The sequence below is a fragment of the Pseudomonas sp. S2_A05 genome, assembly GCF_054668485.1.
In genome coordinates this window covers 4,011,194-4,026,400 of the sequence record NZ_CP162775.1, presented here as the reverse complement: position 1 = coordinate 4,026,400, position 15,207 = coordinate 4,011,194, and the positions used below count along the sequence as shown (strand labels likewise).

Here is a 15,207-nt window from a genome sequence, read left to right as displayed (position 1 = left end):
ATGAGTTTTTATTACACAAGTTCAGTCAAGGGCCCTAGAGATTGTCTTTCGGTTTTACGAAGTACAACAGTAAGGCACTCCTTCAACCATCGAGAGACTGTGCCATATGGATGTCTTTGACCCCGCACATCCGAACTCCCATCAATTGACTGTTATCGCCAGAGCAGGATTGATCCAGTTACCGAAACTTCACTGACCCAAGCTCCTAACTCGGGGAACATTACCAGTGCTGGATTTTTGCCAATTGGTGTTGGGTCAGCGTGGCATCGGCCACTGGGTCAATTCGGCGTCAACGCCAACAGGGATGGGCGTCATTAAGCCACTCGGAGGTGGCTTCAACGCGAGGGGCTATTAGCGAGCCATCAGAAATAGCTGCATAAATTTGACAGATAATGCCACTGTGCTATTACTTCAGGAACGTTGTCGCACTGCCTGATTAATTACAAAGAAGAGGGCCCTTCGAAAATGCGCTTTAGGCTCCCTCCGGTGGTACCTAGTCCCTTACGTCGACAATGACACAGGCGACATGCTTCAAGAACTTCACCGGCGTTGTATAGCTGATAGCCTTTTTTAGGTGCCATCATGAATAGAGCTTTGGTTACTTTTTCAATCGCTGCGTCAGTCCTCCATGTCGGATGCACGACCGAGTTGCAAAGCCGGCAGGAAGGATATGCACAATACACGGAAACGCCTGGCAGTTCTGCTGTCGAGATTGGTAGCAGTTATGGAATTCCTATGCTTCAATTTAAACTATCGGTTCGTCGCACTTTGCTGCAATGCACTAACGAAGATGGAAAGGCCGATATCCGGTTTTTGACAAAAGTTGAAGCGGCTCCATCCTATATTGTTGGTGAGCGGTTTTCTATAGACAGTGAAAAGATGTCGAGTTGGAGTAAAACTTCAAAGCTATCGTTTGATACTTATGAGAGCGGTGTAATAAAGAGCCTTAACGCATCAGCCGTAGACCAAACTAAGGCGATCGTTAGCGGTGCGGTAAAGAGCGGTATCAGTGTCTTGAATTTGGTCGCAGAGGTCCCGCTCGGGAACTTGGGCTTGGAGCCTCACGAGGATGGCGAGCTTCCGGGGCCGCCCCGCACGTATATTTGCAGCGATGGTGCTATCTCCGCTTTGAGAGAGATTGAAGCAGAGACCAAAAATCTTGAAACACAAACCAATAAGTTAGTGACCTTAACTGACGAAATAGCAAGATTAGAACGATTAGCCACCTTGGAAGCTCTTACAGAAGAGACAAAATACGCTCTTAATCAAGCCCAGAAGGACGCATCTGCTCAAACGAAAATCGTAAAAAAATCTGACCAAGCGCTAGCCAAGTGGACCAAACGTGTTTCAGTGACTGACGAAATAATTTGGCCGCGGGCTCCCCAAGAAATAACTTTAAATGCTGCGCCAAACCTGCAAAGCAAAGTGGCACTACTTGCCCTTTTCAAACCAGGGAAAAACGGATACAGCGAAGCGCAACTGCTATCAACTTTAGACTTGAAAGGCAGGCTTGCTCCCGTCGTCGAGCTCCCAAAACCAATCGATTGTATTTCAAATGCTCCGTTGTGCAGCCGTAAACGGGTTAAGCCCGACGCGGGTGAGGGCTTAATCTTTCGCGAACCTATTGCAGCTCGCCTGCTAATTTGTGAAGTGGCTGACGTACGCAGTTGCGACGTGAACGGCGCGTCAGGTGTTGTTGTCAGCAGTGTCGTAATGGTCCCCCAAATGGGAATGTTACGGTTGCTTCCATTCCGAAATGGTGTTTTCCAGAATAACGAACTTAAGGTCACGTTTCGGGAAAATGGTGGTGTCGCAACCATTAACTACGATGAAAAGTCGGCTCGGGGCCAAGAACTGGTTGAAACGATGAGTGGCGGCTTGGATCAAGTACTTACATATAGAGATGCCCAGCAAGCTTATGAGTCTAAAAAAGACGCGGATAAAAAGGCTAGGGCAGAAGCAGAGCGGCAGTCCGTACTCGATGAACTGGATGCTAGAATTGCGATCCTTCAGAAGACCAAGCAAGCCAACGAACTTAACGCTGAAATGAGCCAAAATTTCGCCCTAGCTGATGTCAAAGCTGATACGGCTCGGTTGAATGCCCAAATTGCGTTGCTTGAAGCGCAGCGCAAGGTGCGTGATGCCGAGTTGGCCTTGGCAGGAGTGCAGCGGCCATGATCCTGCAGGATAGCTATCGCAATTTCTTAAAGTGCAGTCTTTACATTTTGTTATGGGGGGCGACATGTCTGACATTAAGTCCAGGGGGGGCAGGGGCTGACCCTTCGGTGCGGACCCTATCAGACCAAAGCACTTTTTCGATTAATTTCAAGGGGAACACATTTATCGTTTATCCGTATGGAGCTGTGGAAGAGCGAGCCGTTTGGATGAAGCCTGAATGGACATCTGCAGGTGAAAAACTCATCGATGTTTGCTGGGAAAATATTTCTGATTCCTCTCTCATACTCCGAGAGGCCGTGAGAGACTCAGTATCCAAGACGTGGCAGCACTACAGCATGGTCAAATTTGTCGGCTGGAATGAATGCAAAAACAGTTCCCTAGGAATTCGCATAGGCATAAGCGCAACAGAATCAAAAACTGTGCTCTTAGGTCAAAAGATCGCTGGGATTACTAATGGCATGCTGCTTCGCATGGACTATTCGGCGTTCAAAAGCTGCAAGGATCGAAATGAGTACTGTGTTAGAGCTACTGCCGTTCATGAGTTTGGCCATGCCTTAGGTCTGGCACATGAGCAGAACCGCGATGATGCAGACTCAAAAGATGAGGATATTTCCTGGTGTATAGAAAATAGGAAGCAGGGAGATTTTCCGGATCTAATGCTAACCTTATATGATCCACAATCTATCATGAACTACTGCAATAAAGCTTGGAACAACAAGGGTTTTCTTAGCGAGAAGGATATTGAGGCGGTTTCAAAGCTCTATGGCGCTCGAGCATGAAGTTGAATATCAACCTTGTCTACAACCTCAACAGCGCCACACAAATGGAAAGACAGCGGATGTGCAGTTCCATGACTGTATCTCGGCGGCCCGAACTACACCACCGAACGCTTTAAGGCGTTGGGCTAGGGCCGCTGAACCGTTACCTGGTTTGGAAAATTGCATAAATTTCCTCCCTAGACGCCCATCCAGTCCCTTGATGCGGCTGGTATGAATGAGCAGGTCCAGACTGCTCCACTTTCAGTGTTCGCCGGACACAAGGGGTGGCACACCTACCGGTGTTGCGCCGCATCCCGAAGGCAATTTTTCCACCCATAGACAGTGCCTTGCCAAAGCAGCACGACGCCGCCACCGTGTTCTTAATTGCCTGCTCGCCACCTTGTAGCGTTTGCGCGTAGCGCCTCGATCAGTTGTGTCATGGGCGGACTTTTCCTCGAACTATTCGTCAGTCGCTGTCCTAGCCTACAGTCACCCCGTCTACGGTTAGGGTCAAGAGTACAGGCCAGGTAGAACCGTTCTTTATATCCCACACATAGAAGTGTCTGCCAGGGTTACCCATGACCTGCGAGTTATCTTCGACTTGAAGTCGCGCCTGGTCGTCCCGCGCGCTTACCTGGACGGCGTACCGCGGCCTACCCGTTTCCTGGTCATACGGACCTGCCTGCCGGCGAAATCGAGAGCCGGGGGACAGTGTGATTTTGTGATCGTTCTTGTCTTTGTTCACGGTCGTTTCTTCCTTCGTGCGAATTGGTGTACCGTAACCTCGAAATAGGATCCACCAAACGATTCAAACACTTTATTCAGATATATAGTGTCGCGTCGTCTGTACGTGCTCGCGGATTCTGAACTGTGCATATAATTGTGTTCCAATACATGAGGTTGGTCCCCGCTATTTTATAACTCCGTATATTTTTGCCCTACGCAAGAAAGCTTCCCGAGCTCCCTCCAAAATTTTGCACGCTGCTACCCGCGCCTTTTCATCGTCTATGGATCCGCGAGCTACAATCATGCTTTTCTCGCTAGTGCTTTTGAGGACAATTAACTGTTCAGCGTCACCCAGAACTGCAATGTTAGCATTGTGAGTCACGATTACAACTTGTCGACGCTCTTTGGCCCTGCGCAATACCGGAACAAACGTGTGAACAATAAATTCACTATCTAGATTGTCCTCAGGTTGATCTATAATTAACGGGCGTTTACTGTCCGACGATAGTATCAGAGCCAATAAAACCGATTGCTGTTGCCCTAATGAAAGCTGAGTAAAATCCTTATGTATGAATCTTACTTGGACTGGGTCGTCCGCTTTTTTAGTTACAGTTAGTTTTGGAAGATCATTGACTTCGCATTTCTCAAGAGCAGCCATTACAGTCGGCTCGCTTAGAGCAGCCATTATGCCCCTCACATCCGCAGGCGAGAACATTTTAACGCCGTCTGCCATAACCTCCTGCAAGGGGGCAGTCTTCATTTTTTCTAAGGCGCTCAACAGTCCCGGCAAAGTCAATTGACTCACCATCGCCTTCGCCTTCGCGTGGCTCACCGCCTTCCAGCCCATGGCATTGGCAATAATAGTCACGGCCTCTTGAGAGTAGGCGCTTTCCGCATAGATGAGCTTAACCTGCAAATCATCTAACACTTCGGCGAGCGCCTTGGACGCCTTTATTGCATATCTTTGACGAGCGTTAGATACTGCCTTACGCGCCAACCAACGCGCTCTTAAAGCTTCGGCATATTCCTCTTTTCGCTGCGTCAGATGAGGGATCCAGGTTTTCAGCTTGTCCAAATTTGCTTTATATTGACTTTCTTGTTGGGTAAGTCTTGCAATATGAGCCATATCCAGCTTTACACCTTTGGCCTCGAGCTCGCTGCGCTTATTTTCAATGTCTAACTTTAACGGCTGCTCTTTTGCTTTCCAAGATTTAGAAGCATCATCTGTACTGGTTTGTAGCTCAACAAATGACTCAGCAATACCCTTGTAAAACATATTGATTGCTAACGAAAATTTATCAACGGCCGCGCTAATGGCTAGTGCCTGCTCCTTTCCGATAGCTATGCCTTGATCATTTGCTAATTCACGCATCTCGTCGATAATGTCAATAACAACATCTGGATTAATATTAGCCCTTAGAGACGCTATCGCATTACTCAGCGAATTTCTGGTTTCGTTCTCACCAGCCATTGTTCTTTGGATATTGACGAGTTCAGAGCCTTGAACTGCTTCAAACGCAGCAAGCTGCTGTTGCGCTACACTCAATAACCTCTGTGTTTCTGGAATCTTTCCTACATTACCCTCGGCAGTTAATACCTGGTCTCGCAGCACTCCGAGTTTGACGATGCATTCACGCTCAAGTGATAGCGCTTGTTGGGCATCCGTGAACGTATCTAGATATTTTAAAAGAGCTAGCGGGTCTTTTTTTGCGTTTTCCCGCACTCGGGAGGCCTCACCCTGACCAAAGCAATCTATTTCAAATCTCACCGGGCCGTTAGCGGCGTCGTCTAAATTGCCAAGCACTCCACCTGCGGGGCGACATAACGAATGCTGCTGCCCTGCTTCATCTTGCCAGAATAAAAATAATTGCTGAGGCCATACTTCAGAGTCGACTACCTCTGCACCTGAGTCATTCCCAACCAAACAACGGATCGCTTCGAATGTCGTTGACTTTCCTGACCCCCTACCACCTATGATGCAGTTTAAGTTTTTACTGAAGTTTATTTTTTGGTTTGTTAAATAGCCTCCTTCTAAACTTGCAGCTAATATATAGGGAGTAGACTCCGGTATTTCAGTTTCAAGTCTGATACGTGAATCATTCTCCTGTAGAGCTAACACGAGCCCATTGAATGTCGGTGTTTCCATTTTGTAACGCGTCAACCTTCGATCTTGAGAAGCGTTCCGACCTAAAGCGCTTAGCGTATGCGAGTCTGAGTTTAGTACGCGCGCCAAATACTGCTTAGCTCCTAATTCAAGACGCTCAATTCGATTCCTTCCAATTAAGGCGCGGGCCGAATCAGGATCTTCGCTCGAAAAAGAAACAACAGATTCTGCGTTTTTCAGTTCTATTGCTAAAAGTGCCGGATGACACAATATGTCGGCTTTATGCGGTGCACCGCCTGGAAAGTTAGTTTCCAGTCCGTTACCCCCGTCCACGTGAGCCAAGACGCCAAATCCGCCCAAATCTCTTACGATTTCAAGACAAGCAAACATCGCATTTTGACAGCGACTGGTGGATGCACCACGATCAACAATATCAAGTCGACCGTGGAATCGCCGCAGCATTTCAACGGTTGGAAAATAGCACAGCAAATGGCCTTCGGGCGTTGACAGCTCAACAGCGGGTATTACAAGCACCCCGTGAGCATTTCCCGCCTGAACTGCAGCCTGAACGTTTTCGATTTCGTTATGGTCCGCTACAGCAATTATGTGCAGATTTTCGGCAAGGGCCGTGGCAACTATCGCCTCGGCCGTCATCCCTTCATCCTTAACATCATGTGATGCCTCGAAAGAATGGATGTGAAGATCTCCCCGGTAAAATCGTGAGCCATTGGATAGCTTAAGACAAGCATCTAACTTCTCATTCATGCGCCAAACTCCCTATGTAATTTTTGCATGACTGCCTCATGGTGTTGGCGCTGATGCCGAATTAACCCAGTTGCCGAGATTTCACTGACGCAGTCTGAATCCTCGTGGATCATTGTCTGTGCTGGATTTTTGCAGGTTTGGAGATGGGGCGATCTTGCGTCGGCAACTGGGTCAATCCAGGGGCAGCGCCAACACCCATGGGCTCAAAATGCTCGGGAAACAGGTTTGAGATGAAAACCGTCAGGACACGAACTCCTTTCAGTAGCGAGCTGGTGAAGGGAAGGGCGGGCAGGTAAAACTGTGCATAGGGGAGCAGCTGTTGCCCTGCCTGATTGGTGGGCACGCCTTCTTCGGGGCGGAACAGGAGGACGTTAACCAGCCAGCTTTCTTCGTCTGTGCCAAGAGGACGAAAGCCGCCGGCACTGAATTTTATGGCAGGGCGTGCCAGGCGTTGCTTGATTTCTGAAGTGTCCATGGAAATGGTGCGTTTCCTTTTTTGTTATCGGGCGTAAACGCTATAGCGGGTGGTTTTGTATGCTGTTCTCGGGCGACGTGGGCCTAGTGTAGATCTTCGTGACTGGCAGAAAACGTCTAGGAGCAGACACTCAAAAAGCGTGCTGAACGATCAGTTTGTCATGTAATGAAATCATCCAGCTGTCGTACCATCCGCTCGTCGACAGAACGGAGGTTGATATGGGAAATGGTCAGGCCAAACGAGTCGTTGTCATCGGTGCAGGCATCGTTGGCGCGTCATTGGCGACTGAATTACAGTTGAACCACGCCGTAGGGTTCACTGTAGGCTAATTTTGACACCTCACTCTCTGCGCACGTCTAAAACTTGGATACCAGCATAAATTGGACACTTCATGCATAGCCTTCTTCTTGGAAATGGCATTAACCGCGTAGCGATGCAGAGAGGTTGGAACGAAATTCTTCAGGAATTGGCGAGAACATTTGACGGCCTGGATTTGATTGCCGGCATTGAAGCTAAGCCACTATCCATGTTCATTGAGGAGTTATGTGCTAGATCGTCCCTGTCATTTCAGAAAGCCGAGCATGCGGTAAAGGTTGAGTTCGCCAGGCTGCTGAAACAGATTCAGTCAGTCGAGGCACACGAAAAAATATGTAGCCAATTCAGCGTGATCATGACCACAAACTATGACTTTACGATCGAGGAGGTGTTTGCGGGACCACTGCACTCGCCCACGTTTCTTGCGCCGGAATCGCGATACAGTCTTTTTCGACGGCATACCGCCGGAACAAAGGATGTCTGGCATGTGCATGGCGACGTAGCCCGGCCGGGATCCATGGTTTTAGGGTTTGACCACTATGCTGGGTACCTGCAAAAAATCCGCAACTACGTGACAGATTCAGTCGAGGTTAAAGGTCAGCCACACGGACGCGTCGGAAGCCCAGTAAAAGGGGGGAACCTCGAATTTACTGAAAATCGTTCTGTGTATTCTTGGGTGGATTATTTCTTACGCGACCACATACATATCGTGGGGTTGGGCTTGGATTTTACGGAGATCGACCTCTGGTGGCTCTTGCTGCACAAACGGCGACGTCGGCACCAAACTGGGCAGGTTTTTTACTACCATGTGTCACTCGATATTGAAGCAGGTGAAACGCCTGTCACATCGTTACTGCGATCACTTAGTGTCAACGTGGTTCCAGTCGTTGCGGGGAGCTATCACGACTGTTACTTAAAAGTGGCTGACCTCATAGAGCGGCAAATCGCATTCTTTCCTGGTCATCACCCCATTCCGGCACGTTGCGATGAAAGACAGTCGAGCACGCCAATGGTCGCAAGCACCCGCTCTGCGCAGGGTAGGCTTAAATTTTCGAGACGGAAGAAGCTTGGGTGAACCCGGATTGGCGGGCAAAGTGTCCGGATATCTGCCATAAGCCGATGAAAATCTCCAAACAGGGCCGCTTCAGCAACGCCAGCCCGGCGGGTTTCCCGCCGGCTGACGCATGACTGCATCATGCAGGAAGGATGTCGAACCACGCGTACCTACCCTCTGCAGGTCGGTCCTAGCCTAGAGAACCGACCAACACTTTCGTTCTCAGACTAGGAAATCTTATTTCGCAAACTTTCAAGGTAAGTGCGGTATTTTCCTGGCTCGGTGGCGGCTATGGCCTTGTTTAGATCATCAATCGCATCGGGGTCAGCTCTTGTCTGGCGAACCTTAAAACGGTGAGCCAAAAATGCTCCGGAAAATTTCTGCTTCGCCTCATCGAGTGCTTTTAAGGCTGCATCGATGAGGAAAAGTGCCTCGTCGGCATCACCCAGGCCGAGCTTTGCCTGCGAGAGGCGATAGGTCGCGAAAGCATCGGAATTGATGTTAGATATGCGCCGTAGCACCACCTCAGCTTCTGAAAATTGCGTCAGGTCAATTAGAACTTCTCCATATTTTTGAAGCTGGAAGTCGCTTGGCTCGGCAATAGAGCGGTAGTAGCAGACGGCCTGTTTTTGAAGTTCCCGATCAGGCGGATAACCGGACTTGGCGAGCTTCAGCAGAATTTCCCCGAGGGCCGCAGAAGTTCGGTCATCGGCTGTTTCGACGGCCGGAACAGGTATTGCGCCGAAAATTTTCTTGAGCTTCTCAGGCTCGTGCCAAGACCAATACCTACCGACAGAAGCCAGCGCGGCGTAAGCCTGTTCTAGCCCAGCGTCGGCTGCCGCGATGATCTCCCGTTCGATTAGGTCCGCATGTTTATCGAATAAAGCCTGCAAAGCGGGGCCCTTCGCCCAAGACAGGTTCTCCACAACGCCAAGGACTACCGAACTTATGACCGTTAGGGGTGTTTGAGCAGCGGTGAGAATTTCATCTGCGAGATGAACAGCCCGGTCGTTTTTCCCGGCGTAGAGACGAATAAGTTGCAAGCGAGTCGCATCTAGCGGGTCGGCGCTGGACAACACCACTTCGAACTCTCTAGTAGCTTCTTCGATATGACCTAAGATCTTTAAAGCTTTACCCCAGTGATGCCGCGTTTCGGCGAATGACCGAGAATTGTCCAGTTTTAGCGCTAAGAGCCGCTCGAAAAGTGGCAGACGCTCAGCGAGCTTAGCCTTGGCAGCATCAAGGGACTCAAGCTTGTTGAAGCGATACAGGCTTTCGATAGTCTCGAGGATGAGCCTCACCTCCACGTATGATACGGGCGTACCGCGAACCTCAAAATTAGAAAGATAAGTCTCTGGAGTACTGAAAGCGTCCGTGTCTATATCGTCTGGCCGCCATACGGCCAGGAGCGCAACCAGCACGGCCGGGGAAAAACGCGTCTTAGCTATAGATTCGAGCTTTGTACGCATGATGGTGGCCAGCACAAGAAGCGCCAGGCTTTCCTCCTCGATTAGCACACCTAGATGGGCGTCGAGCTGCTGATCAAGGGCCTGAGCTCGCGCTTCTGAAAGCCAGTCTTGAACTTTCAAACTGGCAAAAACCACATCGTGGAGTCGGATGATCGCAGGACGATCGGCCGCTCGCAGGCCTTGACCGCCAATCTTCATCATTCCTGGCATTCGAATGATGGATTTAAGGAAGCGGTAATCGCAGCTCGCTTGGCCCACCCAATCGAATACGGCCAGTTCTGTCGCAAGTAACGGCTTCAAACGGCCTAAAATCCGGTCAGCGAGTCGTTCGCGTCCATCGATAAGTTCGGCGATGCTGTCGCAATCCTCTCCGATCTCGCTCCACGGTACCCCTGAAGCTGCGGCTTTGTTTGCGAGAGCAAGGCTCAGAGGATGGCCTCCAACGACTTTCATCAAAGCCTGCAACACTGCATCGGGGCAGAGTTCGGACATGTCACGATCCAAGAGCTCCCGCGCCTCTGATGTACTTAGTGCGGGAATCGAAACATCACCCTGCGCACTTTCCCGCCGTGTCACCAGAATGTGTGTGCCCGAGATGCATAGGGGCTGTAGATCGGCAGGGGAAATGTTGGCTGGCAAATCGTCGATGACTAGGAGGCAGCGCTTAATCCGTAGCATGCCGGCAATGTTTAGATCCGCGCCGCCTCGCCACAAGCGCTTCGATGTGAGATCTGCTACTTGTGACAGCTCTGCACCTTCTACCCACATGGTTGTCTGGTAACGATCGCGTCTGCTGTTCACATAGGCCGCTGCCGCATCCGATTTACCACTCCCAGCGATGCCAGAAATAGTTACAACCGGACTTCCGCTCATCAAGGCCGCATCGATGGCATCATCGACGGTGATCAATGCAACCCTGCGAGGGTCTATCGCTGGTACCGTCAGCGTTGCTCGGTGCTCGTTCAGAACCCGGTCCAGGACAGGTAAGTGCTCTACCAGCGCGCGTACGGCCGCGTCGTCAAGCAGCAACTCGTCAACGATGACCTCGGCGATCCGACGTGCGTCGTAGTAGTGAATCGTCCGGCCGTGGAAGCCGGGCCAATCTTTCACTCGCGCCTTGGCAGCCTTTATATCCGCTGGTGTCGAGCGCTGCGATGAGACCAAGTAGACGTCACTGACCTCAGGATGCAGCTTTAGGACGTGAAGCACATCATTGGTGGGTTTTGCCCATCGCGCTTGAAAATAATCCTTCTCGATTGAATATTCGGCGGCGAGTTTGCCTGCATCGTCGACACTGTCTACTGTACCGCCGACGGGGTTGAGCTGGGCGTTAAGGCCGCGGTGAACCAGATTCGCGTCCAAATGATGGTCAAGAAACTTGGCACCGAAGCGTTCGAATATCGACCCTGGACCGATCAGTCCGATCCCTGTGATTAGCCGTTCGATGTGCTCGACTCGCTGCGCTTCATGCATGGAGAATCTCCGCCTGGTAATTTCTTGCCGACATACTAACCGAGCTAAAGAATCGGAATGCCGCTTCTTGTCATGGTGATTGTGGCAAGCCCGGTGCAACTGTACTCAAGGTGGTCGAGCAGCACTTGACGAGTACGATTGTGCAAAATCGCAGGTGTCCACATTCCATAAAATGTGGACGCCTGTAAGAGACAATCGCGGCAATAGTCAATCGATTTTGCTGGTAGAAAAATGTAAACCTCGGATGGGTATCTTCAGTCATCTTTCCGCTGAAATGACTGGGGGGCCACATTCATGAAGCTGAATGAATTTGGCTCAATATCTTTTCTAAGCAACAGTCTTTTATTGGAAACATATTTGCCGAGCCAATTTAGCTTTTCAACGACACGAGGATCATTTGAGTAGCTTTCTAGATCCTCACTAACTCGATTCATCACAGTTTGCTTCACAGACTCAATCGTGAGGGTGTCAGAGCCAATGATAAGCTTTCCACTTCTCTGCAAAACACTGAAAGGATTAACAAAATATGAGCTTTGTTCTACCTCGGATATAAAGGGGGGGGCAGTGAATAGTGAAATTAGGTTCTCGTCAATTTTTGATTGATCATGTTCCCAATCAAAAACTTGTTTTCCTATATCATGATCGAATTGGAGTCGCGGAAAAAATGCTTCTCTTGATTCAATTTCATGTGCGCGCTCTACGGCGGGTCCGAAAAAACCCAAATCGTCAATAAATACATCTCCAAGAGCCACGCCACCTCTTGCAAGAAATCCTTTGCTCATAAGCCTTAAAATTGTTTGCGATACATTATATGAAGCTATATAAGCAAGATTGACGTCATTCTTTCTATTATCTTCGATCCCATCCTTGTAATGGAAGAAAAAATATGCGCAATCCGAAAAACCAAAAACCTTTCTATCATAAACCACATGTGGTATGTCCAGTTGGCGCTTTGCTTGAATGGCTACTTCCTCATGAAATAGTCTATGGAGTTCATGTTTTTTTGAAAAATCAGTTATGTTTTTGTATCCAATGACATCCAAGAATATTGCGACCATTTTTTTATACGCCACGGACTTCTCCTTGCTGTTGGCAGACCCATATTGTCTATTTTAACCCAATGGCGATCACCTAAGCAGATAAGTGAGCAGCCTTTGGCGGCCGGCGAGAAAAAAACAAGCGGGCTTGAGCACATTGTTAAAGCCTGTTAGAAATCGACTGCCTTGGCCAATATCTCGGCTTCTAACGACAAAAGCCTATCCTGCAGTGGTTGTCGATTCGCGGGATGGTTTTCGTCGTAATTGGTAACAATCACATCAGACACATCGCCTGGGTCGCCAATTGCCGCGGATATGGCTTGATCTATTTCGGGCACAGATTCGTCCCAAAATACAACATCACATTCATAGTTGAAGTCTTTATCGAGACCAAAGGCGCGTCTTGTTATGTTGCTGCTCCCAATAATCCCAACAAGTGGGGTGTTTCCTTGTTTAGCCAAAAACACCTTTGCATGCCAACCCATGCTTGGAATCCGCTTCTGAACAGCCGAAAAGCATGAACATGTGTTCTGGGCTTGCAGTTGCGCAAAGAAAGTTGAGTACTGTGCTTTCCAACTGTATGAATACAGACCAAGTGCTGTGATTTTTAATGAGTTGCAACGCCGATGAGAAACTAAGTCAAAATCCGCTCCGGCTGAATATTTTCCATCGTCCTGAAAAAAACCACTACACAAGAGAGCATTGTCCACAAGGTCCGTTCTCAGCGTACCAAGAATGGCGGCTCGGAATTTGTTAACTGATCCTGTCTTTCGTAGAAATATCGCAACTCTTCTCATCAGTCCCAACTATAAGCAGGCGACATATGTAGGGTGATTTTACGCCACTTATGCCGCATAACGTTCCTTGTACATGCGTAACCCCATGAGCCAGTCGAACACCGCGGTAGACACACGATATGGGCTCAGAAGAAAAAGCGACAAGACCTACACGCAGATTACGAAGTAGTTGGCAGTGTGTCTATGGTTAGCTCTGGATTGATCCCCCTCCGTAAACGTCCGAGATTGGCCGATATCTGTCTGTCACCTCATGGGCTCGGATTCACTAGTTGCGGATGGCGAGCGGGGTCGCTAGGCGGGTGCCCATTTTCATTTTTAAGTTTTTGTTGACGATCCTGCTTCCTCTGTTAAGAATACAAATTCTTGCTAGTCGATCTTGAGATCGGCTGACACGGTAGAAAGCTGGTCTACTCAAATAAACAGCCACCCAACCTTCGCATCACCGCATCGCTTAACTACCCATCGGGATCCGTCCCATGCGGCGGTTCCCCTTTTTCAAGGAGAGTCGCTTCGTTGATCCATAACACTTATCCTCATGACCGCCACGTCTCATACGCTAGACGAGATGTAAACAAATACGCGTGAATGATCCGATTTATTGACAAAAAACTGAACAGAAGTGCTGTTTATGCAGCCTACTGCTTGTTTTATAAGGATAAATCGCAATGCTTGCTGTTTTAAGGTAGGCATAACCGTTCTGATTTGCCGCTGTAACCGTCTTGAATGAAAAAGGCCCGTCGCTTAAACGACGGGCCTTTTTTGTGAGGCAATTTCAGCGCGACCCCTATCACCTGTAGGAGCTGACGAGTGCAACGAGGCTGCGATCTTTTGACGTTGCTTCTGAAGATCAAAGATCGCAGCCTCGTTGCACTCGTCAGCTCCTACATGAGGAATTGTTTCAGTCGAGGATCAGGTGCGGCAAAAATCGACTTGAATCCTTGGTGATCAGACTATTGTCTTCACGCACACCAATCCCCGCTGCCTCATCGCCAATCACCCACGAGCCAATCAGCGTGTAGCTGTCGCCAAACTTCGGCAGCGGTGCGAACTCCTGCAGGATGAATGGCGCATCGGTGTAAGGCCCGTCCTCTTTGACGATCAGACCTTCCACTGTTTGCAGTTCGATGTTGGCACCTTCGCGGGAAAAGTACGGCTTGCGCACCCAGCCCTTCGGCACCGCACTCTGCGGATTCGGATCAAGGTGCGCAGCGAGCAGATTCGGATGTCCCTTGTGCAATTCCCACAGCAGCGGCAGGGCACCTTTGTTCGACAGAATCGCCTTCCACGCCGGTTCGAAAAACTGCGTATCGCATTCGGCGATCGCTGCGCCGAACGGCTCGTGGAAGATGAATTCCCAGGCGTGCAGCTTGAACAGGTGCGGGATCCAGCGATCCTGCAGATCGACGAAACGACCTTCAGCCGTCAGGCCAATGTCTTCGATATCGATGTGGCGTGATTCGATGCCGACCTTTTCCGCGATCAGCCGCAGGTAATCGGTGGTGCCTTTGTCCTCGACCGAATCCTTCATCGACGCAAAGTAGAACGGCCGCTTCAACTGCAACTCGGCGAAGGCCTGATGCAGCTTGGTGTCGATGCTGTTGAACTGGTCAGCATGTGGCGGCAGCGTGCCACGCTCGATGCACTGTTCCAGCCAGCCCCATTGAAAGGCTGCCGCTTCATAGAGGCTGGTCGGCGTGTCGTAGTTGAGCTCCAGCAGTTTCGCCGGCCCGTTGCCGCTGTAGGAAAAGTCCATGCGACCGTACAGATGCGGATGACCCTCGCGCCAGGAGGTTCGGATCATGTCGTAGTACGCCGCCGGGATACTCAGGCGATCGAGCAACTCCTCGCTGTTGACGACGCGATCCACCAGGTCCATGCACATCTCATGCAGTTCGGTGGTCGGGTCTTCCAGATCGTTTTCGATCTGCGCGAGGCTGAACTGGTAGTAGGCGCTTTCGTCCCAGTACGGTTCGTCGTCGATGGTGTGGAACAGGAAACCGAGGCTTTCGGCGGTGTGTTTCCAGTCGGGGCGCTCGGCGCAGTGGATTTTTTTCAT

At 49.9% G+C, this 15,207-nt stretch carries 8 protein-coding genes and 1 pseudogene; 3 read left to right on the top strand and 6 right to left on the bottom strand.

The genetic code is table 11. The features are described from left to right. Positions 1-582 precede the first annotated feature (582 nt). Both AB4O12_RS18335 and AB4O12_RS18330 read left to right on the top strand, forming a co-directional pair. The gene (locus AB4O12_RS18335; RefSeq protein ID WP_460059373.1) at positions 583-2,178 is read left to right on the top strand and encodes a hypothetical protein; all 1,596 of its coding nucleotides are present in this window, start codon (positions 583-585) and stop codon (positions 2,176-2,178) included. Further along, positions 2,175-2,957, top strand: a complete 783-nt coding sequence (locus tag AB4O12_RS18330) for a M12 family metallopeptidase (protein ID WP_460059371.1) — start codon at positions 2,175-2,177, stop codon at positions 2,955-2,957. Before AB4O12_RS18335 ends, AB4O12_RS18330 begins: the two co-directional genes overlap by 4 nt. 889 nt (positions 2,958-3,846) lie before the next feature. On the opposite strand, the gene AB4O12_RS18325 is transcribed toward AB4O12_RS18330, so the two are convergent. Together AB4O12_RS18325 and AB4O12_RS18320 are read right to left on the bottom strand one after the other, a co-directional pair. Then, a complete protein-coding gene (locus AB4O12_RS18325) occupies positions 3,847-6,531 on the bottom strand; it encodes a TrlF family AAA-like ATPase (protein ID WP_460059369.1) in 2,685 nt (894 codons plus the stop codon). Positions 6,532-6,724: 193 nt separating this feature from the next. After that, positions 6,725-7,006 (bottom strand): annotated as a pseudogene (locus tag AB4O12_RS18320) (hypothetical protein); the annotation flags it as partial. Between the two features lie 391 nt (positions 7,007-7,397). Between AB4O12_RS18320 and AB4O12_RS18315 the strand changes: the two are divergent. After that, the gene (locus AB4O12_RS18315; protein ID WP_460059367.1) at positions 7,398-8,396 is read left to right on the top strand and encodes an SIR2 family protein; all 999 of its coding nucleotides are present in this window, start codon (positions 7,398-7,400) and stop codon (positions 8,394-8,396) included. A gap of 206 nt (positions 8,397-8,602) precedes the next feature. On the opposite strand, the gene AB4O12_RS18310 is transcribed toward AB4O12_RS18315, so the two are convergent. The 4 genes from AB4O12_RS18310 to AB4O12_RS18295 form a co-directional block, all read right to left on the bottom strand. Further along, positions 8,603-11,317: an NB-ARC domain-containing protein gene (locus tag AB4O12_RS18310; protein WP_460059365.1), complete on the bottom strand. Its 2,715-nt coding sequence runs from the start codon at positions 11,315-11,317 to the stop codon at positions 8,603-8,605. A gap of 254 nt (positions 11,318-11,571) precedes the next feature. After that, positions 11,572-12,390: a hypothetical protein gene (locus AB4O12_RS18305; RefSeq protein WP_460059363.1), complete on the bottom strand. Its 819-nt coding sequence runs from the start codon at positions 12,388-12,390 to the stop codon at positions 11,572-11,574. 134 nt (positions 12,391-12,524) lie between these two features. After that, positions 12,525-13,064 (bottom strand): phospholipase D-like domain-containing protein, encoded by a 540-nt coding sequence (locus AB4O12_RS18300; protein ID WP_460059361.1) that lies wholly within the window; start codon positions 13,062-13,064, stop codon positions 12,525-12,527. A 985-nt stretch (positions 13,065-14,049) separates the two neighbouring features. Then, positions 14,050-15,207, bottom strand: a complete 1,158-nt coding sequence (locus tag AB4O12_RS18295) for a glutathionylspermidine synthase family protein (RefSeq protein WP_236169660.1) — start codon at positions 15,205-15,207, stop codon at positions 14,050-14,052.

What these genes read in the sequence shown, in the direction of transcription:
- AB4O12_RS18335 (WP_460059373.1), top strand. Translation starts at nt 583, where the DNA reads ATGAATAGAGCTTTGGTTACTTTTTCAATCGCTGCGTCAGTCCTCCAT.
- AB4O12_RS18330 (WP_460059371.1), top strand. Translation starts at nt 2,175, where the DNA reads ATGATCCTGCAGGATAGCTATCGCAATTTCTTAAAGTGCAGTCTTTAC.
- AB4O12_RS18325 (WP_460059369.1), bottom strand. Translation starts at nt 6,531, where the DNA reads ATGAATGAGAAGTTAGATGCTTGTCTTAAGCTATCCAATGGCTCACGA.
- AB4O12_RS18315 (WP_460059367.1), top strand. Translation starts at nt 7,398, where the DNA reads ATGCATAGCCTTCTTCTTGGAAATGGCATTAACCGCGTAGCGATGCAG.
- AB4O12_RS18310 (WP_460059365.1), bottom strand. Translation starts at nt 11,317, where the DNA reads ATGCATGAAGCGCAGCGAGTCGAGCACATCGAACGGCTAATCACAGGG.
- AB4O12_RS18295 (WP_236169660.1), bottom strand. Translation starts at nt 15,207, where the DNA reads ATGAAAAAAATCCACTGCGCCGAGCGCCCCGACTGGAAACACACCGCC.